The organism is Staphylococcus sp. AS1337 (assembly GCF_051408735.1).
Classification (GTDB): Bacteria; Bacillota; Bacilli; order Staphylococcales; family Staphylococcaceae; genus Staphylococcus; species Staphylococcus xylosus_B.
In genome coordinates, this window is the sequence record NZ_JBOIHZ010000003.1 from 131,826 (window position 1) to 155,328 (window position 23,503).

22 protein-coding genes are annotated in these 23,503 nt (G+C 32.7%); 8 read left to right on the top strand and 14 right to left on the bottom strand.

Annotation, left to right across the window (positions count from 1 at the left end):
• Positions 1-49 precede the first annotated feature (49 nt).
• The gene (gene aldA / locus ACSUE0_RS06150; RefSeq protein ID WP_119613316.1) at positions 50-1,501 is read left to right on the top strand and encodes an aldehyde dehydrogenase; all 1,452 of its coding nucleotides are present in this window, start codon (positions 50-52) and stop codon (positions 1,499-1,501) included.
• A 118-nt stretch (positions 1,502-1,619) separates the two neighbouring features.
• Here the strand turns inward: aldA and ACSUE0_RS06155 are convergent, their stop codons facing one another.
• Positions 1,620-2,579 carry a metal ABC transporter solute-binding protein, Zn/Mn family gene (locus tag ACSUE0_RS06155; protein WP_119613315.1) on the bottom strand — a complete coding sequence of 320 codons (960 nt, stop codon included), beginning with the start codon at positions 2,577-2,579 and terminating at the stop codon, positions 1,620-1,622.
• Positions 2,580-2,753: 174 nt separating this feature from the next.
• Between ACSUE0_RS06155 and ACSUE0_RS06160 the strand changes: the two genes are divergently transcribed.
• Positions 2,754-3,032: a GNAT family N-acetyltransferase gene (locus ACSUE0_RS06160; RefSeq protein ID WP_119613314.1), complete on the top strand. Its 279-nt coding sequence runs from the start codon at positions 2,754-2,756 to the stop codon at positions 3,030-3,032.
• 176 nt (positions 3,033-3,208) lie between these two features.
• On the opposite strand, the gene ACSUE0_RS06165 is transcribed toward ACSUE0_RS06160, so the two are convergent.
• The 3 genes from ACSUE0_RS06165 to ACSUE0_RS06175 form a co-directional block, all read right to left on the bottom strand.
• Positions 3,209-4,978 carry an ABC transporter ATP-binding protein gene (locus ACSUE0_RS06165; RefSeq protein ID WP_436956548.1) on the bottom strand — a complete coding sequence of 590 codons (1,770 nt, stop codon included), beginning with the start codon at positions 4,976-4,978 and terminating at the stop codon, positions 3,209-3,211.
• Positions 4,971-6,752, bottom strand: a complete 1,782-nt coding sequence (locus tag ACSUE0_RS06170) for an ABC transporter ATP-binding protein (protein WP_436956550.1) — start codon at positions 6,750-6,752, stop codon at positions 4,971-4,973. The genes ACSUE0_RS06165 and ACSUE0_RS06170 overlap by 8 nt, the downstream gene beginning before the upstream one ends.
• Positions 6,753-6,974: 222 nt before the next feature.
• Complete coding sequence (locus tag ACSUE0_RS06175) at positions 6,975-7,520, bottom strand: tubby C-terminal domain-like protein (protein ID WP_436956552.1); 546 nt, start codon at positions 7,518-7,520, stop codon at positions 6,975-6,977.
• Between the two features lie 176 nt (positions 7,521-7,696).
• Here ACSUE0_RS06175 and ACSUE0_RS06180 point away from each other — a divergent pair, with 176 nt between their 5' ends.
• The gene (locus ACSUE0_RS06180; RefSeq protein ID WP_436956554.1) at positions 7,697-8,506 is read left to right on the top strand and encodes a VOC family protein; all 810 of its coding nucleotides are present in this window, start codon (positions 7,697-7,699) and stop codon (positions 8,504-8,506) included.
• A 122-nt stretch (positions 8,507-8,628) separates the two neighbouring features.
• Here the strand turns inward: ACSUE0_RS06180 and ACSUE0_RS06185 are convergent, their stop codons facing one another.
• The 5 genes from ACSUE0_RS06185 to ACSUE0_RS06205 form a co-directional block, all read right to left on the bottom strand.
• Positions 8,629-9,288 carry an NAD(P)H-dependent oxidoreductase gene (locus ACSUE0_RS06185; protein WP_119613309.1) on the bottom strand — a complete coding sequence of 220 codons (660 nt, stop codon included), beginning with the start codon at positions 9,286-9,288 and terminating at the stop codon, positions 8,629-8,631.
• 115 nt (positions 9,289-9,403) lie between these two features.
• The gene (locus tag ACSUE0_RS06190) at positions 9,404-10,210 is read right to left on the bottom strand and encodes a Cof-type HAD-IIB family hydrolase (RefSeq protein ID WP_436956557.1); all 807 of its coding nucleotides are present in this window, start codon (positions 10,208-10,210) and stop codon (positions 9,404-9,406) included.
• Positions 10,211-10,450: 240 nt separating this feature from the next.
• On the bottom strand, positions 10,451-10,975 hold the full coding sequence (locus ACSUE0_RS06195) for an NAD(P)H-dependent oxidoreductase (RefSeq protein WP_119613307.1): 525 nt from the start codon (positions 10,973-10,975) through the stop codon (positions 10,451-10,453).
• A 109-nt stretch (positions 10,976-11,084) separates the two neighbouring features.
• Complete coding sequence (locus tag ACSUE0_RS06200; protein WP_119613306.1) at positions 11,085-12,620, bottom strand: sodium:solute symporter; 1,536 nt, start codon at positions 12,618-12,620, stop codon at positions 11,085-11,087.
• Between the two features lie 25 nt (positions 12,621-12,645).
• Complete coding sequence (locus ACSUE0_RS06205; RefSeq protein WP_436956560.1) at positions 12,646-13,527, bottom strand: N-acetylneuraminate lyase; 882 nt, start codon at positions 13,525-13,527, stop codon at positions 12,646-12,648.
• Positions 13,528-13,782: 255 nt separating this feature from the next.
• Between ACSUE0_RS06205 and ACSUE0_RS06210 the strand changes: the two genes are divergently transcribed.
• A complete protein-coding gene (locus ACSUE0_RS06210; RefSeq protein WP_436956562.1) occupies positions 13,783-14,658 on the top strand; it encodes an ROK family protein in 876 nt (291 codons plus the stop codon).
• A gap of 178 nt (positions 14,659-14,836) precedes the next feature.
• On the opposite strand, the gene ACSUE0_RS06215 is transcribed toward ACSUE0_RS06210, so the two are convergent.
• Positions 14,837-15,634, bottom strand: a complete 798-nt coding sequence (locus tag ACSUE0_RS06215) for a MurR/RpiR family transcriptional regulator (protein WP_119613303.1) — start codon at positions 15,632-15,634, stop codon at positions 14,837-14,839.
• 164 nt (positions 15,635-15,798) lie between these two features.
• Here ACSUE0_RS06215 and ACSUE0_RS06220 point away from each other — a divergent pair, with 164 nt between their 5' ends.
• Positions 15,799-16,467 carry an N-acetylmannosamine-6-phosphate 2-epimerase gene (locus ACSUE0_RS06220; protein WP_119613302.1) on the top strand — a complete coding sequence of 223 codons (669 nt, stop codon included), beginning with the start codon at positions 15,799-15,801 and terminating at the stop codon, positions 16,465-16,467.
• Between the two features lie 94 nt (positions 16,468-16,561).
• Here the strand turns inward: ACSUE0_RS06220 and srtA are convergent, their stop codons facing one another.
• Positions 16,562-17,161 carry a class A sortase SrtA gene (gene srtA / locus ACSUE0_RS06225; RefSeq protein ID WP_436956565.1) on the bottom strand — a complete coding sequence of 200 codons (600 nt, stop codon included), beginning with the start codon at positions 17,159-17,161 and terminating at the stop codon, positions 16,562-16,564.
• Between the two features lie 207 nt (positions 17,162-17,368).
• On the opposite strand from srtA, the gene ACSUE0_RS06230 reads away from it, so the two are divergent.
• Positions 17,369-17,869 carry an N-acetyltransferase family protein gene (locus ACSUE0_RS06230; RefSeq protein ID WP_436956567.1) on the top strand — a complete coding sequence of 167 codons (501 nt, stop codon included), beginning with the start codon at positions 17,369-17,371 and terminating at the stop codon, positions 17,867-17,869.
• A gap of 191 nt (positions 17,870-18,060) precedes the next feature.
• Positions 18,061-19,230: an ArgE/DapE family deacylase gene (locus ACSUE0_RS06235; protein ID WP_436956569.1), complete on the top strand. Its 1,170-nt coding sequence runs from the start codon at positions 18,061-18,063 to the stop codon at positions 19,228-19,230.
• 143 nt (positions 19,231-19,373) lie between these two features.
• Here ACSUE0_RS06235 and ACSUE0_RS06240 read toward each other — a convergent pair whose 3' ends face one another.
• Positions 19,374-20,051, bottom strand: a complete 678-nt coding sequence (locus ACSUE0_RS06240) for a haloacid dehalogenase type II (RefSeq protein WP_119613298.1) — start codon at positions 20,049-20,051, stop codon at positions 19,374-19,376.
• Between the two features lie 270 nt (positions 20,052-20,321).
• On the opposite strand from ACSUE0_RS06240, the gene ACSUE0_RS06245 reads away from it, so the two are divergent.
• Positions 20,322-20,585, top strand: coding sequence for a hypothetical protein (locus tag ACSUE0_RS06245; RefSeq protein ID WP_119613297.1), 264 nt, complete (start codon positions 20,322-20,324; stop codon positions 20,583-20,585).
• A gap of 328 nt (positions 20,586-20,913) precedes the next feature.
• On the opposite strand, the gene ACSUE0_RS06250 is transcribed toward ACSUE0_RS06245, so the two are convergent.
• Both ACSUE0_RS06250 and xylB read right to left on the bottom strand, forming a co-directional pair.
• Entirely contained in the window at positions 20,914-21,984 is a 1,071-nt protein-coding gene (locus ACSUE0_RS06250) for an NAD(P)-dependent alcohol dehydrogenase (protein WP_436956572.1), read from the bottom strand.
• Positions 21,985-22,003: 19 nt separating this feature from the next.
• Complete coding sequence (xylB, locus tag ACSUE0_RS06255) at positions 22,004-23,488, bottom strand: xylulokinase (protein ID WP_436956574.1); 1,485 nt, start codon at positions 23,486-23,488, stop codon at positions 22,004-22,006.
• Between the last annotated feature and the right edge of the window lie 15 nt (positions 23,489-23,503).

A 23,503-nucleotide genomic window follows, 5' to 3' on the forward strand; every position in this document is an offset into this window, starting at 1 on the left:
ACTATTAGAAAAAATAAAGTATGTCGTTTTCAGAAGGATTATTAGTGGTATGCATAGAGTGTGGAGGTGTCAAACATTGAATCAATTATTTATAAACAATGAATTTATCGAAAGTAAATCAACAGATACTATGGACGTTATCAATCCTGCAACTGGAGAAAAAATAGATACGATAACATTTGCAACTGAGTACGAAGTTAACGATGCAATTGTTAAATCAAAACAAGCCCAACTAGAATGGGAGCAAACACCAGAACCTACTCGCTCAGATCACGTTAAGTTACTAATACCCCTACTCGAAAAAAATAAAGATGAACTTGCAACATTATATGTTAAAGAACAAGGCAAAACCCTAGCATCTGCAAAAGGTGAAATAGATAAAGCAATACACTTTATTAATTATATGACAAGCTTAGGTATGAACAATAAAGGCGAAGTGTTACAAAACACTAGAGAGAACGAGACCATTTTACTAACTAAAAAACCGATTGGTGTTACTGCAGGAATCGTTCCATGGAACGCACCCATTATGGTATTAATGAGAAAGGTCATTCCCGCGTTAATCACAGGTTGTTCTGTAGTAATTAAACCGAGTGAAGCAACCTCATTAATAACACTGAAAATTGCAGAACTTATTCGTGAATCAACAATACCAGCAGGACTTGTCCAAATACTTCCTGGCACAGGCGAAACGGTTGGTACTCAATTAGCACAACACCCTGATATCCAACTTATTTCACTTACCGGTAGCATGAGAGCTGGTAAATCAGTATATGCTGAAAGCGCCAATACAGTTAAAAAAGTAAATTTAGAACTTGGTGGTAATGCTCCAACGCTAGTAACTCCAAACGCCAACTTAGACAAAGCCGTTGATTACATCGTTACTGCTAGAATCAATAATGCTGGACAAGTATGCACATGCCCTGAACGTATTTTTGTACACGAAGATGTTCACGAAGATTTTTTAAATAAATTAAAAACTAAAATGGAACAATTAACAGTAGGCGATCCTTTTGATGAACAAACTGATTACGGTGCAATTATTAACCAACAACAACTTGATAGTATTGATGAAAAAGTCCAAAATGCCATAAAAAATGGAGCTACTTTAGTTACAGGAGGGCATAAGATAGCACGTTCTGGTTTCTTCTATGAACCTACTATTTTAGATAATGTAAACATTGAAGATGAAGCTTTTAAAAATGAAATTTTCGGTCCTGTTCTACCTATCATAACTTATCAAGATTTTGATACTGCAATTGCACAAGCCAATGATACAAATGCTGGTTTATCATCCTTTATCTTCTCTGAAAATTTAAAAGAAATTATGTTAGCTACTGAAAAACTTAAATTTGGTGAAGTCTATGCAAACTGTGAAGCCGAAGAAGTAGTGAATGGATTCCATGCAGGTTGGAGAGAATCTGGTATTGGCGGTGCCGATGGTGTACACGGTTTAGAAGAATATTACAACACAACTGTTTCCTATATAAGATATGACTAAAACATGACATAGCAAATTTTAAAATAATTATTTTTTAATCAAAGAAAACTGTTGTATTAAACTATATTCTAGTAATTCAAAACCCTGAGACAGCTAATGTCTCAGGGTTTTGTTATTCTTATTCATTTAATGCTTTATCTAGTGATTTTATATTTCGATTCATTAAGGATTGATAAGTAATATTGCTATCATTACTTTCCTCTTTGGAAAGTGTTGCCATATTATGAAAACTTAATGGCGTTGCATTAGACTCTTTCTGTATTACATCAGTAACTTTAGATGAAATATTTTGTTCATAAAGTACATAAGGTTGTTTAGTTTGTTTGATATTGTTAACAATATTCATCAAGTCTCTTTGGCTAGGCTCTTCGTTATTCATACCACTTACACCTTCTTGTTTAAATCCATAACGATTAGCTAAATAACCAATAGAATCATGAGAAATCACTACAGTGTCACGCTTTGGATGCTCCGTAATTTCATTTAATCTTTGGTTAATATTGTCTAAATCGTTAACGACTTGTTTATAATTGTTCTCGTAATAAACTTTATGTTGAGGATCTTTTTTTACTAAATCATCCTTGATTGATTTCACCATTTTTTTATTAAGTACTGGGTCTAGCCAAACATGAGGGTCTTCACTACCTTCTTCATGGTGATGTCCTTCTTCTTCATGCTCGTGCTCATGTTCATGATTTACAACTAAATCATCATGTGTAAAGTTAGCTGCTAATGCTAATTTTAAATCTTTATTATTAATAGAACCTGCAATTTTTTTAGCAACTGGATCCATTTCTTGGTTAGAATAAATAAACAAATCACCTTTTGCAATATTGACCATTTCCTTTTGTGTTGGTTCAAAGGTATGCATATCGGCCCCTGGTGGATAGATGGATTCTACATCTACATATTTACCGCCTATTTGTTCAGTAAAACTTTGAAACGCAAATACTGTAGTATAAATTTTAAGTTTATTTTTTGAACTGACGTCTTTGTTTTCGTCTTTATTGATATTGCCACACGCACTCAACATTACAACAACTACACATGCCATAATGAGTATTATACTTTTCTTCAAAAAACGCCCCTCCAAATCGAAATTATTCCGTTAAAACTATAAACTTATTTTCATGATATTTCAATGGTTTTTACTTAATCTACTAATATTATTTCTTTATTCACTAGTCGTTTTGTTTAACAATCATTCAAATGTGATATTTAATATATATGACTTATAAATAGGAGAGATAGTATGGCTGAAATTAAACAAGGTTCAAACAAGTTTTATATCGGTGACGACCAAAATAATCCACAAGCACAAATAACTTTCCAGCCTCAAGGAGATAATCAAATCAATATTGACCACACTGGAGTTCCTAAAGAACTAGGTGGCCAAGGTATCGGTTCACAATTAGTAAAATCGGTAGTTGATTATGCTCGCGAAAACAACTTAAAAGTAGTTGCTACTTGCCCATTTGCTAAAAACGTGATTGAAAAAAATGATGAATACCAAGATGTATACGCTGGATAAAGCTAAAATTCCCATCAAACAGCATTAATATTTGATGGGTTCGACTTGCATTTATTTCATTTGTATACAAATAAAGGTGAAACTAAGCAGAAATAAATGACTTAGTTTCACTTTTTCCTTATGTTAAATATAATTTAAATCAATTATCAACACACTACTATCTTTAGAACAAAAAGTTAACCATTTTGAAGTAAATACATATTATGATATATGCCTTTTTGTGCAATTAATTGTTCATGAGTACCACGTTCGACTATTTCGCCTCGATTCAAAACAAAAATCTGATCCGCATCTTGAATTGTAGATAATCGATGAGCTATCGCTAATGTTGTGCGACCTTTTCGCATTTCATTTAATGATTGTTGTATCTGTTCTTCAGTCTCAGAATCAATATTGGCAGTTGCTTCATCTAAAATCAAAATTTTAGGGTCCGTAGCAATAGTTCTAGCAAATGCAATTAACTGCCTTTGACCACTTGAAAAAGCACCACCCTTTTCAATTACTTTGTGCTGATATTGTTCAGGTAATTGCTCAATAAAACGATTAGCATGGACAAATTCTGCCGCTGCCTTCACTTGTTCATACGTCATTGTAGGATGATATAATTTTATATTAGACGCTATAGATCCATAAAAGATAAATGCATCCTGTAATACTAAACCAATCTTTTCTTTTAATTCTGATTTAGGTATTGTCTTGAGAGAATGTCCATCTATTTTAATATCTCCTCGTTGATATTCATAAAACCTCATAAACAAATTGATGATTGAACTTTTACCCGATCCTGTGTGACCCACAAGTGCTATCATTTCTCCAGGATTTGCAGTAAAATTAATATCTTTTAATACATCAGTATTGCCATCATAACTAAAACTAATATTTTTAAACTCAATTTTCCCAGAGGTTATGTTATTTGATTCAATTTCATTTTGCTGCGGTTCATAAGTATCGTCATCGATTAGCGTAAAGACTCTACTCGCCGATACAAGCGCTTGTTGTAAAATATTTAAGTTTTGGCTAACTTGATTAATCGGTTCAAAAAAGCGCTCCATATATTGAATAAATGCAAAAACTACACCTGCTGTCACGCCAGTGGTAAAACTAATTATACCGAAATAAGCAAGAATCATTACAATAGCAAAGATTGAGATAGAACTAATAGCCGGCCTTAACAATAAGCTATCCAATTTCACAGTTTTCAACATATAATGATAATGTTCATCATTAATCTGGTTGAACTCTTTGTTTAATCGTCTTTCTTGATTAAAGGCTTGTATAATTTTTATACCTTCAATTGACTCTGCTAATTTTGAATTCAAATCTGATAAACGCTGCCTTGATTTTGAAAATAAATACGCTGAATGCTTACGATAAGTAGACAAAATAACAAAAATAATCGGTAAAAAGACAAGCGCTATTAAAGCTAATTTAACGTCTAATACAAACATCATGACATAACTAGATACCATCAAAAATAATGCCATAATAAAAGTTGAGAACACTCCCACAATCATGTCCACAATTGTTTCCGTATCATTTGTTAGTCGTGAGACAATACTACCACTTGGTACTTCATCAAAATACTTCATACCTAGTTTACCTAGTTTATTAAAAGCATCAATCCTCAATTGTTGAATCACTTTAAATGCTAAATATTGAAAGAGATATTGGCTAAAATAAAGTGTTAACGCACCAATTATTTGCACACTTAAGAAAATCACAATGAGCCAAATCATAGCATCTCTGGGGAAAACTTGTGGTGTTAAATAATCATCGATAAATATTTTCACCATATAAGGCGTCATCATGCTGGCAACAGTTGCTATAATCAATGTTAAGAATGCTAAGACAATAATCCACTTATAGGGTAATGTGTATTTAAATAACCTTATCAGCACACTTCCTTGGTCTTTAGCCGTTAAGTTAGCGTGTTCGTATTCAGTCATCTTCACCATCCCCTTTCGTAAGATTGTCTAAGTTGCGCGACAACTCGGCTTGTAATGCTTGTGCTTGATAAGTTTCACAATACCATCCTCGTTGTTGCATTAATGATTCATGATGACCACGTTCAATTATTTTCCCTTCGTCCATAACAATAATAAGGTCAGCATGTTTCACGGCACTCATACGATGCGCTGTTATGATATTAGTTTTATTCTTTCTCAAATGTTCTAAGTTCCCTAATATTACCTCTTCAGTTTGTGCATCTACAGCAGATAATGAATCATCTAAAATCAATACCTCAGGATTCAATAATAAAGCTCTCGCTATAGAAACCCGCTGCTTCTGCCCACCTGATAATGATACCCCCCGTTCACCTACAACTGTTTGGTAGCCATTAGTAAAATTCATAATATCATCATGGATATGACTTAATCTACTTACTTCATATATTTGCTCATCCTCAATATCCTCATTACTAAACGCAATATTATTTCGAATCGTAGTAGAAAACAAGAAATGTTCTTGCGGTACATAACCAAATTGTCCTCTTAACAATTCAATTTTATAGTCACGTAACGGATACGCACCATATGTTATATCTTGAGCATGTTGGGTATCAAACTCTCTCAACAATAGCCTTATCAATGTACTCTTACCCGAACCTGTACGGCCAACAATACCTACGGTGGTACCTTGTTTGATTGTAAAATAAATATCATATACTCCTTGATTATCATTCCCCGGGAAATTAAAATGTTCAATATTAAATTGAATATCACCTTGAGGACTTTTATCAATTTTATAATGAGTTTCGATGCCATTAGGTAAGTTTCCGATTTCTTCTATACGTTCATAAGAAGCTTTTGCTCTTTGTACAATGTTAAAAAATAACCCCAATGCCAATAACGGCCATACTAACATCCCTAGATACGTCGTAAACGTGATGAGTTGTCCTAAGGTTATCTCATTATGAAAGACCATTTGCGCCCCAAACGCGATAGATAAAAAGTAACTCATACCAATGACTAACGTAATTGTTGGATCAAATAATGCGTCTATTTTAGATACTTTAAGGTTTTTATCAACCACATCATCACTTAAATCTTTAAAGTCCGCTTGATCACTGGATTCGTAGCCAAAAGTTTTAGTAACTTTAATCCCTGCAACACTTTCTTGTGTTTTATCATTCAATTTACTAAATGCAGCTTGAGCTTTTTTAAATCCTTTACTTAAAAGAGCTCCATAAAAACTAGTTAATAACACCATAAATGGTAACGGTATCATGGCAATCAATGTGAGTTTCCAACTTACTGTTGTAGCCATCGTTATAATTACAGTGCCCCCTGTTATCAATGAATCCGCAATCATAAGGATTCCAGCGCCTGCTGCATTTTGTACGGCACGGATATCATTTGTAGCATGAGCCATTAAATCTCCTGTACGTCTATTTTGGAAGAATATAGCACTCATATCTGTATATTTTTTGAAAAGATATGTCCTTAATATTTGTCCCAGTTTTTGACTCGTTCCAAATATAGATAACCTCCATACATATCTAAGTACATAAGTTAATATGGCAACTACAACCAAGATAACTAAATAAACCATTAATAATTTAGATGTTAATTGATTTGTCGTCATTTGATCTATCGTACGCCCTATAATCTGTGGTGGCACAATTTCAATTAATGCAATTAGCAATAATGTCCCTAAACCAATGATATAACTAAGTTTCTGTTGTTTAAAAAACCATCCCAATTTCCAAAATACTTTCATCCCGTCACCCCCAATGATGTTTTTTATTCTATGTTCTCATATCTTACCACATGTAGATATATGTAAATAGAATGGATATATTACACAGTGGTATTATTTGAAATTTACTAAAAAATAGAAACCTAAAATCTAAGTCTTTACATAGATTTCAGATTTCCCTCTTCTATTAATTAGATTAAGTTGAAGGTGCATAATTTTATATTAAATATAATTTCATCGAAGCTAATTTGAATTTCTTCTTTGTTGTTCTTGAAATTCATAAAAAACTTGAAACAGCATAATAAGCATCGCCGGGTTATATGTTTTAGTTTCAACATATAAATCATGTTTCGAAACTAACTTGAACCGCTCTGATTTAGTTTGCATCAACTCGTTATTGCCATCAGATACTTTAACACTTCTTGAAAAGAATCCTGATTGGAATTTTAATATATCCCCTTTGTCACCCTCAAACTGCATAGAAGGCTTAAATCCCATCTTAGAGCGGAAGATTCCGATTTTCTGACCATTCTTTTCTACTTGCCAAACTGTTTTAAATGGTGTTTTAATCGCACCACTAATTGTTCTTTCTTGTAAAATTCGAAAAGTATCATGGCCGTCTGTGATTTCAAAATTTTGTTTACTGTTACCAAATAATGCCATCGCTTCCTGCCCCATAGAGGTATAAAATAATTGTAATTCAAAAGCTACTTCCTCGTTATCATCATATATATCGATTGTAGACTTTGATGCATTAAAAAAATTTTCTTTGAAATAATAGTGTGTCATGTTTAACACTCCTATCTATGTATTTTCTGTCATAACGTTATACCCCATTTCACACCATATATACTAATTAAAAAGTATTATCATTATAAGTTCATTCAATTGACTCGATATAATTTTTATACTAAAGTAATGCTTGTAATCATTAAAAATACAAGTAAGCAATAAGGAGTTTGACAATGTCTTTTCACGATAATCAATCCATTCAAGTCACTAATATCACTTTAAATGTTGCTGATTTAGCAAAAATGACAACTTTCTATACACAAATTTTAGGCTTATCTATAAAGTCAAAGTCTAATACAGGCGTTACTTTCAATATAGGGAACAACGGACATAGCTTAACTTTACAAGAAGTAAAAGAGGGTAGACGTCCCTCTATGAGAGAATCTGGGCTATTCCATATCGCCTTATTATTGCCTAATAGAGAAGATTTAGGTAGTTTTTTATATCATGCCGCAAGTTTAGGAGTACAAATTGGTGGTGGAGACCACCTTGTTAGTGAAGCGTTGTATTTCGGTGACCCTGAAGGTAATGGCATTGAGATTTATGTTGATCGACCTAAAGAAAATTGGCTATGGGAAGATAATAAAGTCAAGATGGATACACTTGCAGTAGATGTCGATGACTTAGTAGCACAACGTAGTAAAACTGGTTGGCAAGGCATGCCCGACAATGCGAAAATTGGCCACTTACATTTGAAAGCAGCCAATTTAGAGAAATCAAAAGATTTCTATTTAAACAAACTTGGGCTTGAGCATATCTCTGATTTTCCCCAAGCACTTTTCATGTCTACAAATCATTACCATCATCACGTCGCTATTAACACATGGCAATCCAATATCGTACGCCAAGACAATGATAGCAGCCTTGGTTTATCAAAAGTGTCGATTTACAAACCAAATACAGATAGAGAACAATTTGAGGGGCCAGAGGGTTTTGAAATCATTATACACAGCAACGAAAGCTTTGTATCCGATAAAATTTAAAGTGTTTTGGTAACAGATAAGGACTCAGTCTTTATAATTTGATATATAGTTCACCTCAAAACAAATAAGGAGTAGGACAGTAATTCAATTTCAAAATTACTGTCCTACTCCTTACTTTTTAATTATTCTAACCATTCAACGACATCAGTTTGTGGTTGACGTACTTTAGCTTTAGGATCAGTTTCTCTGTATCCAAAAGCTACCATAACAGAGGGGGCAAAGTTTTCAGAATCAGCAATACCTTTTTCTGATAAGTACGCTGTGACAGCATCTAAATCAAATCCTTCAATTGGACATGAATCTATATTAAGTAATGCCGCACTCGTCATCATATTACCGAGGGCAATATAAGTTTGCTTTCTCGCCCAATCTAGTAACGACTGTGGCGTATCATTTATATGAAAACTAGTTTGGAAATTATCAAATTTTTGTTCTGTAGCAGGAATACTCTCTTCACTATATTGTTTAATATTTCGTATCATATGTTGCACATATGGTGATTGTGAAGTCACATTTTTACGTGCTAAAATCAAAACAAAATGACTTGCCGTATCTAATTGACCTTGTGCTCCCCAACTAATTTCTTTAAGTTCATCTCTTATTTCACGGTTTTGAACTACTACAAATTTCCACGGCTCCAATCCTAATGAACTTGGAGACAATCTACCCGTTTCTAAGATGGTATTAAAATCACTATCTGAGATTTTTTTATTAGCATCAAAACGTTTTGTTGCATGTCTAAAATTAAAAGTATTTAGCAGCATTTGTTGCATTTGATCCATAACTTTTATACCCTACCTTTCAATTTAAGTACTTTTAAGTATAGTCAAATTCCATATCTTATTAAAACGATATGTTTATAAATTACGCATCAAGTTATAAAAACTTTATTTACCATTAATTTAGTGGCTGAAGTACTTGTTCCTCAATAGTTGTTAGCACACCCTGTTCATCATGAGACGGTGCAACATAATTAGCAATTTCAAATAATGTTTCATCTTCACTATTTGCCATGACGTAGCTATGTTTGGCTAATTGCAACATGTCTAAATCATTATTAGCATCACCAAAAGCCATCAAATCTTCTGAATCTAATTGCCAATGTTTTAAAAGTCTCTCTAAAGCACTACCTTTAGTCATTCCTGGTATAATTAAATCAATACTATCACGGCCGCTAGATACTAACTTTAAATTTTCACTGAATTTTGTACTTAAGTCTTCATCTAATGTAGGATGAGATTCTCTATTAATATTAAGCGCGATTTTTACATATTCATCTTCCGGTAAATCTTGAAAGTTATCTATCTCTTTTAGTTCGCGATAGTAGAAGTGAGCGTCTTTTTTAAATGCATCTGTGTTATCCTTTAAAATATAAGCACTGTTTAGACCACAAACAATTAAATTATCAATTTCACGTTCGACATTTAAATAGTCAATAATTTCTTGGTAAAACTCTCTATCAAACGCTTGATAGTCGTATAATATATCTCCTTCATAAATAACAGCACCATTTTCAGCTACAAAGAACATATCACGTTCACCAAATATCGATTTTAATTTTGCATATTGATTACCACTTGCTGCTATAAATTTAATATTTTGAGCTTTAAGTTGCTGAAATATCTTATCAAATCTATGCTCGTCATATGTCTTGTTTGAATTTAAAAATGTACCATCCATATCAACTGCGATTGCTTTTATCATATTGTCCCCTCAAATCTTTCAATTTATATGTACACCCTTTCATTATATCGACAATGCTCATTGTTTCAAAGTAAACCTATGCACTTCATATCTATTACTAACATAATTGAGAGTAAATTATTCAACTCATATTTTGTTGTATTTCTCTTTACGCATCATGCTTTGAACAGTTATACATTCAACTATTGTTAAACTACAATTTGAGCCTGCGACATCTCTTATGCCACAGGCTCACTAATTTTATATTTGTTTAATAAATTCTAAGTATGATTGTGTATTTTCTGCTAATTGACTCGGTGTAATCGTAAATGCGCTATATAATTTATGTGCACCTACATAATTTGCTTTTACGAAACGCGTTGTCGCAATCATAGGACTAATTAATTCATCTATTGTAAACTGGACGTTACCTTCAGGTGTATAAGCTTCTGGTACGGCCCCGATTGAAATTGCTAATCCAACTTGCTTTCCTTCTAACGCATTTCCTTGTGAGCCATACGCCCAGCCATAGGTAAATACTTCATCTAAATATTGTTTTAATAATGGTGGACAGCTATACCAATATAATGGATATTGAAAAATAATATGATCATGTGCTTCGAACAATTTTTGTTCCTTTTCAATATCAATCTGACCGTGTGGGTATTCTGGATAAATCTCATGAACGGTTACTAATTCCTCATGCTGAGATAATTCATCTCTCCATGCTTTATTAACAGTTGAATTGTTAATGTCTGGATGCGCAACTACAATTAATGTAGACATATGTTCATTCCTCGTTTCATTACTAATTTAATAGCTTTATATTAAACTTCCCTCGTTTAAAAAGAAACTGATATGCCTAAGAAAATAACTCATCCACCGTAACATTAAACTACTTTTCTTTTTTATCATGAACCTTCGCAATATAATTTGTACTTTCTTTAATATCATAAATTGTTAAACCTTTAATGTCTTTTTGTTCACCAGGTATAATAATACTAATAACGTAAGAACAAATAAATGCAACACCAAATGAAATAATAGATACAAAGAATGGTGAGTTGCCGCCTCCCATACCATTAAAGATATAAGCAAAAATAATTCCCAATATTAATCCTACTATAACACCAAATGTATTTGTTCTTCTTGTAAAGATACCTACAGCAAAAACTCCTGCTAATGGTACTCCCACAAGCCCTGTAATTAATAGAAATAGATCCCATAGATCATTTGAATCAGAAGCTATTAAATAAATAGACATGCCAAATCCAAATAATCCTGAAATAATAATGATCCATCTCGCAGTTCTTACTTCATCCTTTTCTTTACCTTTTCCAAAGAATCTATGTTTGATGTCTACCGATAAACAAGCTGATATTGAGTTTAAACTTGATGAAATTGTAGACTGTGCTGCAGCAAATATCGCTGCAATTAATAGGCCTGCAATAAATGGTGGCATTTCAGTAAGAATAAAATACGGGACGATTGAAGATGTATTAAATCCTTCAGGTAATGAGCTTTCATTATTATAGAAAGAATATAGCATTGTTCCCATACCATAAAATAAAGGTGCTGATATTAATGCTAATGCACCATTCATCCATAGTGATTTTTTCGTTTCTTTCATAGACTCAGATGCTTGATAACGTTGTACAACATCCTGACTCGCTGTGTACTGATGTAAATTATTGAAAATATTTCCAAGAAAAATAATTGGAATAGCGGCCGCTGCAGTGTTAAATTTCCAATTATCTACGCTAATAATCTTTTTATGTTCAAGTGCATCAGATACAACTGTTCCCATACCACCTTGAATATGCATGACGCCTAAGATAATTATAGCTGCTGCGCCACCTAATAGAATGACCCCCTGAATAAAATCACTCCATACAACGCCTTCAAAACCACCTAAGAATGTATATAGTATACATAAAATACCTACTAAACTTGCAACGACATATGGATTCATATCCGATACTGCTGTAATTGCAAGTGTCGGTAAATAAATAACGATAGCTACTCTTCCTAAATGAAAGAATACAAAAAGCAATGACCCAATAACACGGACGCTAGGTCCAAATCTCGCTTCTAAATATTCATATGCCGATGTCACTTTTAACTTTTTGAAGAATGGTACATAGAAATAAATAAGTAATGGGATAATTGCGACGATTGCTATATTACCTGCTATATATGACCAGTCCGTCAAAAACGCCTTTTCAGGTGTCGACATAAAAGTAATCGCACTTAATGTGGTAGCATAAATAGAAAAGCCTACTGCCCAAGACGGTAATCTACCACTTGCGGTAAAAAAACTATCTGTATTTTGACTCGCGCGTTTCGTAAAATAAGCCCCGATTAATAACATAACGACAAGGTAAGCAATAACTGCTACCCAGTTCCAAGCACCAAACCCTACTTGCTGCATTTACTTCAACCCCTAACGTGATGTCTTATAAGTTATAGTCTTTGATTAACTTTGCTAATTTACTTCTATTCGTCTCATTAAATGGCTTAAATGGTCGTTTCGGTAAACCACCATCTATATCACGTGTCGCTAAAATTTCTTTTAATGTAGAATATATCCCCATAGATAATATCGTTTCTATAATGTCATTAGTATCATGTTGAATTTGATAAGCTTCATCTATCTGACCGTTTTGTGCTTTTTCAAATATTTGTCTTGCACGTTTACCATTTACGTTATATGTAGAACCGATAGCTCCATCTACACCTGAAATCGCAGCCTGTACAAGCATTTCATCAAATCCAGAAAGTATTAATTTATCAGGAAAAGCTTTACGTATACGTTCTAATAAGAAGAAGTTTGGAGCAGTATACTTAACACCTATTACTTTTTCATGATTAAATAGTTCAGCAAATTGTTCAATAGAAATATTGACACCTGTAAGGTCAGGTATCGCATAAATAATCAAGTTATTTTGTGTCGCTTCAATTAGCTCAAAATAATAGTCTTTGATTTCTTCGAAGGTAAATGGATAATAAAATGGTGTCACTGCAGAAATAGCATCATAACCCAATTCTGTAGCGTATTCCCCTAATTCTATAGCTTCATTTAAATCTAAAGATCCTACCTGCGCAATCAATGTTACGTCGTCATTAACGGCTTCTTTCGCAACTTTAAATACTTGCTTCTTTTGTTCTTTGCTTAGTAAAAAGTTTTCCCCTGAACTGCCATTCACATATAAACCGTCTAAGCCTTCAGTTTCAATCGCATTCTTAGCAATTTGTTTTAGTCCTTCTTCTTTCACTTCACCATGTTCATCGAACGGAACTAATAATGCCGCATATAACCCTTTAAAATTCTCTTCCATGAATTTCCCTCCATCGTTTGTTTATATATTTTTATTAACTCTAAAACCCCTATTACACTAAGTTAAAGATATAAAGCTTTTCTATTTACAGTTCAAATTGTAACCGCTACCATTAACAGTATCAATAGTGTTTTGAAAAAAATCATCACTTATAATAAATATCGATGAAAATATTTTTCATAGTTATTATAACTACACTTTTAAATTAAAAAATGATACATATTAATGTAAATACTATGAATGGAGGTATGAATTATGACTAATTATAAAGTAGCAATTGATATTGGAGGCACTGATATTAAAGCGGCTGTACTAGATGAAAATTTAAAGTTCATAAATTATCAAAGAATACCTACACCAAATAACATCAATGAATTTATTGCTGATGCAATCTTTGAACTTGTGTCTCATTTTAAAGAAACTTATATGATACATCCTTTGCAAGTAGGGATTTCTAGTGCGGGTGTCATCAATGAAGAAAAAGGAACTGTAGTATACGCTGGTCCTACGATTCCAAACTTTATTGGTACAAACTTTCATAAATTACTTTCACCATTAAACGCAGAAGTAAAAGTATTTAATGATGTGAATGCTGCACTACTAGGAGAGCTGACTTTACATGATTATGAAGCAGATAATATTTTTTGCCTTACATTGGGGACAGGTATAGGAGGAGCTTTTTACAATAAAGTTGGTCACTTATACAATGGTGAGCGTAATAGAGCCAACGAAATCGGTTATTTATTATATAAAGCACAAGATAGGTTAACGTTTGAGCAACGCGCTTCAACTAATGCATTGAAGTTTCTAATGAAAACACATGCATTACCTTATTCAGATAATGTACCCAAACTTTTTGAATTAGCTGAGCAACAAGATGCATTAGCAATCTCCATTCTCGACCGGTGGAGTACACATGTCGCAGAAGGCATTGCACAAATTCAAATTATTTACGATCCAGGGTTAATTTTGATTGGTGGCGGTATATCTTCCCAAGGCACACAATTATTAAATTATATCACCCCTAAAATTGAAGAATTTTTACCTTCAAATTATGGTCACGCACCTGTACAAACAACCCAAACCCAAAATTACGCCTCGTTATATGGTGCAATATCTAGATTTTTATAATAATCGTTCTAAATTTGATTGTGGAAGCGAAACAAGTCTAAATATCATTTCGAATTAATATTATCGTTTCGCTTCCATAAATTTAATGAAAACTCATTAATGCAAAAGTCTTTTCAAGCTATATATAGTCCATTCATTACTTTACGGTACACTTATTAAAATTCTACATAGTTGAAAGCTATTCGTTTAATATGATTTTTTTGGTATGCTGATAGACGTTTTGCATATAATCATCATCCAATAACAAATAACTTACAATATCAATTAAGAAAAGCGTTGCTATTTGTGTATTAATAAACCTTGTATCATTAATTCTAGACTGGTCTGTCGTTATTAATACTAAATCTGCACATTGTGTTAACGCACTGCCCTCGTAATTTGTAATTGCCACAACAAATGCCCCGCGTTCATGAGCGACTTCTGCTGCTGCAATAAGTTCAGTAGTTTCCCCACTATTTGAAATAGCTACAAATGTATCAGAAGCCGTTAATAATGATGCAAAAATTTTCATTTGGTGTGCATCTGTTGATACATTCCCTTTTAATCCCATGCGCATCATACGATAATAAAATTCAGTTGCAGACAAGCCTGAACTCCCTAGTCCAGCATAAATAATTTGTCGGCTACGCATAATTTGATTTACTAACCTTTGAATTTTTTCATCAGAAATAAACTCGCCTGTCTGTTGAATAATATCTTGATGGTATTTATGAATACGTTGTATAAGTGGGCTATTTTCTATAACATTGTCTGTCATTTCTTGTTGCAAATTAAACTTTAAGTCTTGGAAGTTATCATAATCTAATTTATTACTAAAGCGCGTAATAGTGGCTGGTGACGTGCCTATAGCATACGCCAATGAATTAATCGTCGAAAAAGCATCATCAAATTGATTACTTTGAATGTATTCAACGATTTGCTTGTCTGTTTTCGTAAATAAGTGGCGATAGCGTTGCACACGATTTTCAAATTTCATTAGGATTCTCCCCTTCAAATATGAATATAATCTCAGTATATATGAAAATATTTTTCATAACAATTAAATGTATTGATTATTATTTTCTCAATGTTATATTAAAATTACAAATCTAAAGGAGTTTAATGATTTATTAAATTTATCAAAGTTATGGAGTGTATATTATGTTACCACAAGGATTAATCGTGTCATGCCAAGCATTACCTGATGAACCACTACACTCGTCATTTATCATGTCAAAAATGGCGTTAGCAGCTTATGAAGGCGGTGCTGTCGGTATCAGAGCAAATTCTAAAGAAGATATTATTGCGATTAAGCAAGAGATTGATCTACCAGTGATTGGTATCGTCAAACGAGACTATGATCATTCTGATGTATTCATTACTGCAACTAGCAAAGAAATCGATGAATTAATTGAAAGTAAATGTGAAGTCATTGCTTTAGATGCTACAAAACAAATACGTCCCAAAGAATCATTACAAACACTTGTATCCTATGTTAGAGAAAATGCCCCTCATATTAAACTTATGGCAGACATTTCAACACTAGATGAAGCAATTAATGCTGATAAACTTGGTTTTGATTATATTGGCACTACATTATATGGTTATACGTCATATACTAAAGGTCATATTTTATATGAAAACAACTTCCAATTTTTAAAAGATGTTTTAGCACATGTCGATACTAAAGTCATAGCTGAAGGCAATGTTGTCACTCCTGAAATGCTTAAAACTGTAACAGATTTAGGCGTACATTGCACTGTTGTTGGCGGTGCAATTACACGTCCTAAGGAAATTACCAAACGCTTTATTGATGCTTTAAACACATAAAATTAAAGTGGCTGAGACATTATTGATAAATGCCTCAGCCACTTTAATTTTATAAAAAGTTATTAATTATAAAACCATTGTTTCAATTCCATTATTATACTGCTTTAGCAATAAATATTTTACGATCTTCCCATTGATTCGTTTGTTCATTATAGTTGTCACATGTTATTAATGTAAGTTGTTGTTTTGTGGATTGTTGTTCTTCAAGTACTTCTATGTCTTCTGGTTTCACGTCAAAAATTTTAACAATTTTATACTCTTTTTTCTTATTTCCTGTTTTTAAATACACTTTACTTCCTACTTTTGCATCTGGTAAGTTTGAAAATTGATAATCTGAACCTCCTGTATAAGTATGTCCAGCAATCGCGATGTTTTGCTCTTCTAATGATTCATTCGCCTCAGCGAAACTGACGCCTCTATTAAGTTGTTCCGGTGTAGCAGGTCCTGGATAGACTGGCGTTTTAATATCTGCGTCTGGTACTGATAAATAACCGGCCATTTTTGTTTTATCTTTAGGAATTTCAACTTCTTGATTTTTCTTATTTACAGCATCTTTATCATAAGTTTCTATCTTTGTTTCATTATCTTTTTTAGTTAAATAATCATCGATATGTGGTTTAGTGAAAAGGTAAACTGCTGTCAAAATAAGTAATACCCCCACCACAGTAATCAGTCGATTAGACCATTTCTTCATTTTCTTCGTTTCTCCTTTTGAACAATTTCAAATTTAAAAAGTTATATCAACTATAGCACAATTCATTAATTATTTTCATTAATATAAAGTAATTAAAACTATGTTTTTGTATCTTCACGTTAATTTTCATGACAAAAAATTGCACCTTTTAGAAAATAAGTGTTAAATAAACCTAAGACATAATATAAAAGATTGTGGGGAATTTTTATGATAAGACAAGCAGTTAAATCAGATTTACCAAATATTTTAGACATTTACAATGATGCCATTTTAAATACCACCGCTGTTTATACCTATAGCCCACAAACGCTTGAATCACGTGAGGCTTGGTTTGAAAATAAATCAAAGAGTAACGAGCCTATTTTTGTTTATGCGGAACATGATGAAGCTATTGCCTTCGCATCTTATGGTTCATTTAGGGACTGGCCAGCTTACCAATATTCTATTGAACACTCAATTTACGTAAGTAAGTATCACAGAGGGAAAGGTATCGCTTCGAAATTATTACTGGAAATCATCCATCATGCACAAAGAAGCGGCTATAAAACTTTAGTTGCTGGTATCGATGCTACAAATGATTACAGTATTTATTTACATAAAAAATTCAATTTTACTCATTCTGGTACGATTCAACAAGTAGGTTATAAATTCGATAAATGGCTAGATCTTGCATTTTACCAATTAGATTTAAATACTTTTAATAAATAATATATAACTAAAATATGTTTTTCAAAAATCAATACCCCTATAAACTTTAACTAAAATTGGGAACGGGATGGACATCTAATTTCTTTATAAAAAATTTCGTTCTCTTGGTCTCAATTTGCTAATTTGTTTTGTTACTTAGACTTAGTGGTATTAATTATAATGTATTGATTAATTTTGAAGGAAGTGTTTATATGGCGGTATTTTCAAAAGATGAACGTGTTAAAATATTATCAGATATTATTGAAATTCAGTCTGTAAATGAAAAAGAACTCGATGTTGCTCATTATTTACAACAGCTTTTTAAAAAATATGATATTCATACAGAAATTCTAACGTTGGATGGTGAATCTTCTCGTGCTAACCTCATTGCAGAAATCGGAAACGGTAAACCTGTAGTCGGCGTTTCAGGACATATGGACGTCGTAACAACAGGTGATAGTGATAAGTGGCATTATGATCCTTTCAAATTAACTGAAGATGATCAAGGGAGATTACACGGTCGTGGTTCAGCAGACATGAAATCCGGACTTGTAGCGTTAGCAATTAGTTTAATCGAAATTAAAGAAGCAGGTCTATTGAAGCAGGGAACAATTCGCTTTATGGCTACAGCTGGCGAAGAGGTTACAAGTAATGGCGCCGCCTTGCTACATGAAAAAGGCTATATGAATGATATAGATGCATTGTTAATTGCAGAACCATCCCAAGATGGCATTGTTTATACACACAAAGGTACGATGGACATTCAAGTTACTTCTAAAGGAAAATCAGCACATAGTTCCATGCCAGAGTTAGGTTTTAATGCCATTAATCCTTTGGTTGATTTCATTCATGCTTTAAATAAAGAGTATAACAAAGTTGACGTAAGTAGTGAGTTACTAGGTACCCCTACTATGAATTCAACTATTATAAACGGTGGAGACCAAGTTAACTCTATTCCTGAATATGCTGAATCACTATTTAATATGCGTACAATTCCACAATTTGATAATAAAAAATTCGAAGAACTATTCAATCGTATCAAAGAAAAAATCGAAACAGAAAGTAACGGGGATATCACTATAAATCCTTATGTTAATCGTGACCCTGTTTACACTACAGGCGATAATTCATTTTTAAATTTAGCTAAGTCTTTAGGAGATGAATATTTCAACAGAAATTTAGAAGTTACTTCTTCTACTGCAACTACAGATGCTTCTTATTTAATGAAAGATAAAAGTGAAGACTTTTCATTTGTCATGTATGGCCCAGGTGAAACAGGACAGGCACACCAAGTGGACGAGTACGTCTATAAAGATGTATACCTTACGTTCATTGATTTATACATTCAACTATTAACAGATTATCTGAATCAAACTAAATAATATTTGAGTCCATATCTATTAGACTGAAACTACTTAGTCTTGTTGGGGGCGGGAACACGAATCATAATTTTGATTACGTCTTCCCGCCCCTAATTTTATAAAAGGCAGTTGTATTTTTAAGTACTTATATAACAACTTATGTCTTATCTTTTATTCATTTCTAACCATTTAACCATTTCATTTAAATTGTTAACTGTCATAGTTGGCGATTGCCCATTGTAGTCAAAATGTGATTTACTACGATTTACCCATACTGTGTCAAATCCAAAATTAGCTGCTCCTGAAACATCCCATGCATTTGAAGAAACAAATAAAATATCTTCACGTGTCATTTGATAATATTTCAATATTAAGGAATAGCTAGCAGGACTAGGCTTGTATTGCTTTATTTCATTAACACTAATAACAGTATCTATATACTTGTTAATTGCAGAATTATCGACTAAAGGCATTAACATATTGTCATTAGCGTTTGATAATACACCAACTTCTAAGTTTTTCGAATTCAACTCCGAAAGCACTTTTGGAATTTCTTTAAAATAGTCTAAATCTAAAAAAGCGTCAAAGAGTTGATTTACATCTTCTCTATTGTATTGAATTTCATGAACATCTAATACATAGCGCAGTGATTCTTTAGTCAATTCATCAAAAGGAATATATCTTTGCATCACTTGTCTTAAAAACATATGCTCTAACTGAGTTTTACGCCAAAGTTGCGAAATGGATTTTGCTTCCACTTCATTGAATTGACCCATATCGTTTTTTAGCGATTCCATATCAAATATTGTACCGTAAACATCAAAAATAATAGCTTTATACATATATAACCTCCCTTTCTTGATAAAAATCAGACTTACTTACTCTTTAGCACGTTTAGACTACATTGAAACAGTTTTAACTTAATTTCAATTAATATTTAATAATTAATTTTACCTTTTACATTTATTTTATAACTTTTTGCATCTACTAAACTCAAAATAGGAAAATAACTAATCCTTAGACTATTTATAAATTAACTGTAAAATTACAATAAATTAAGATTAATTCCTTATAAATGGGATATAGAAAAGTAAGGGAGGAGGCTGATTGTGATGAGAAAGTTATTTTTAGTTGATTTGTTAAACCTATTTCTTATTGCCCTAGGTTACATGTTACTAATCACATTAGTTTTATTTTCATTTGATTTATTTGAAATCGAAACAACCGGTTCGCTATTTTTAAATGCACTGAGTAGTGCCACAGTTGTCAGCCTGTTTAATACCGAGATATTTAACGGTTTGTTTACCTTATTTTTATTTATCTCTATATTAATATTTCTTTATAAAGCTTTAGATCTTTATAAACAAAACAGATAGCTTACTTTGACTAATACGTTACTAAATGATAATTGGTAAGCTAATCCAATTATATTCAAATATATTTATGTACTATTTAATTTTATATTGTAAGGTTTCGTTTTTAGTTATATAATATTAATATAGAATGTCGAATTTATATCATAACTAGTAACGTGCCGTTTATCATCATAGTTATATTCCATTCCCAGAATTAGACGTTATGCACCCATTTTAATATATGATATATCATAACATTCTACTCAAGTAGATTATTGCCTACTTGAAAAAATAAGATCTAAAGTTACCTTCAGGCAGTAACTTTAGATCTTATTCATATATAAATATTTTATTCTGGTTTACCATTTGGGTACACTAAAACTTTTAGTGAGCCACTTTTATTAGTTCTCGCTTGTTCCATAGCAGCTTTAGCTTCTTTTAAATCGTAAGTATCCGTAAACATTGAATTTAAATCTGACATTGTAGATGATAACATCTCAAGACCCATTTTATAAGTATTGGCATATCTAAAGATACCTACAATATTAATTTCATGATTAGCGATGAAAGGAATATTCAATTCATTATTTTCTTGTTGTGGAAGACCTACTATCGCTAATGTACCTCCATTATTTAGAGAAGATAATGCGTTTTGAAGTGCAATAGGGTTGCCAGCCGTTTCAAATGCGTAGTCTGCCCCTTTTTCTTGAGTTATTTCATTAATTCGCATTGTGACATCTTCATTTTTTATATTAATGGCATCTGTTGCACCTAATTTTAAGGCTTCATCTAAACGTATTTGTTCAAGATCTGAAACTATAATTTTTGTAGCACCAAATGCTTTTGCTGCTACGACTGCCATTAACCCAACTGGTCCCATACCCATTATTACAACTGTTGACCCTGGTTGAACATTAGCTCTTTTACAGGCTTGGACGCCCACTGAAAATGGTTCATTTAAAGTGGCCTCTTCATAAGATAAATCTTCTGGCATATGGAATAAGAATCCTTCTGGATGCTTAATATATTGACTAAAAGCACCATCAATAGGAGGTGTTGCTAAAAATTCAACATCTGGACATAAATTATATTTACCGGATTTACAGTATTCACATTCACCACAAGGTACACCAGGCTCAATTGCTACTCTATCACCGACTTTAAATTTAGTTACATCTGATCCTACATCCGCTACAATTCCAGAACATTCGTGTCCTAAAATCAATGGTTTTTCTACTATAAATTCACCGACTCTACCATGTTCATAATAGTGAACATCTGAACCACATACACCGACTGCCATAACTTTCACTAAAACGTCATTTGCTCCTAACTGAGGTACCGTAACTTCTTTAAGTTCCATATCAAATGGTTTATTCAATATTGAGATATTCATTGTTTCTGGAATATTTTTTGTCATAATAAAACTCCTTTACTTTCTAATTTATATTTAACAACTGCTGTGTTAATGTTTCCGTTTGTTGATATATTTGTTGATAGATTTTAAAATACTGTTCATACTTTTTATGGTTTTCTAGATTAGGTTTGTATGTTTCACCATATGAAATAAATACGTCGGCACAATCTTCCATCGTGTTAAACCATTTCATACCATATGCAGCTAACATTGCCGCCCCCATTCCCGGACCTTCCTCATATTTTAATGGCATAATATTTGCATTAAAAACATCTGCTTGAAGTTGTAACCAAAAGCTACTTTTTGCTCCACCACCTATAGAAACTATTTGTCTTTCATGACAACCATCTCGTGTCATCAATTTATAGGATTCGTAGAGTGAATACGTAATACCTTCAATGACAGCACGTACAAAATCATATTTTTGCGTATTATTATTAATACCTATAAAGCTTCCTCTAATAAAAGCATCACCGTGTGGCGTGCGTTCTCCTTGTAAATATGGTGCAAACAGCAAACCATTAGCACCTATTTGTGATTGATCAGCTTGCTCAACTACATTTTCAAAAGTCTCATCTTTAAAGAATGTATGCTTTAACCAATTTAAACTAGCACCAGCACTTAATGTTACTCCCATCTCATAAGACATATTAGGTTGTGCATGATTAAAGAAATGAATATTATGACCTGACGCATTATCATTATGATTCGTACATGTCAATATCACTCCCGATGTTCCAATACTACATAGTGTTTCGGCATCATTGATAATGCCTGCTCCTAATGCACCACAAGCATTATCAGCTCCTCCTGCAAATATCGCAATATCACTATCCAAATTCAGTTCTTTTTTGATTTCTGATTTAAGATAACCAACAAATTCGTGTGACGCCACGAGACGAGGAAATATGTTTCCCAATTCTAATGTTTCTCCCACTGATTTATCCCAGTCCTGAGTATCAGGATTTAATAATAAGGTACCTGCGGCATCACTGTATTCCATTGCTACATCACCAGTGAGTTCATATCTCACATAATCTTTTGGTAATAAAAACACTTCTAATCGACGCCAATTTTCTGGTTCATTCTCTTTCATCCATAATAATTTAGGTAGCGTAAATCCTTCCAGTATAGGATTACCTAATAATATTTCTCCATATTTTTCTTTGATTTCTCGACATTGTTTAGTTGTTCTAGTGTCATTCCAAAGGATAGCATTTCTTAGTGGTTTCAACTCTTTATCTAATGCTACCAGACCATGCATTTGACCTGAAAATGACACCCCCTTTATTTCTTTATCATACATAGCTTCCTGTTTAATCAGTAATTTTATACTTTCTTTTACCGACTCAACCCAATTTCCAGGGTCTTGTTCATTAAAGCCTGATTGTAGTTGTATTAATGGTAATGTAACACTTGTTTGACTAATAACTTGTCCTTGTTTATTTACTGCTAGTGTCTTAACTGCGCTTGTACCTAAATCTACACCTAATACAACTTCCTCCATTACAATCATTCCTTT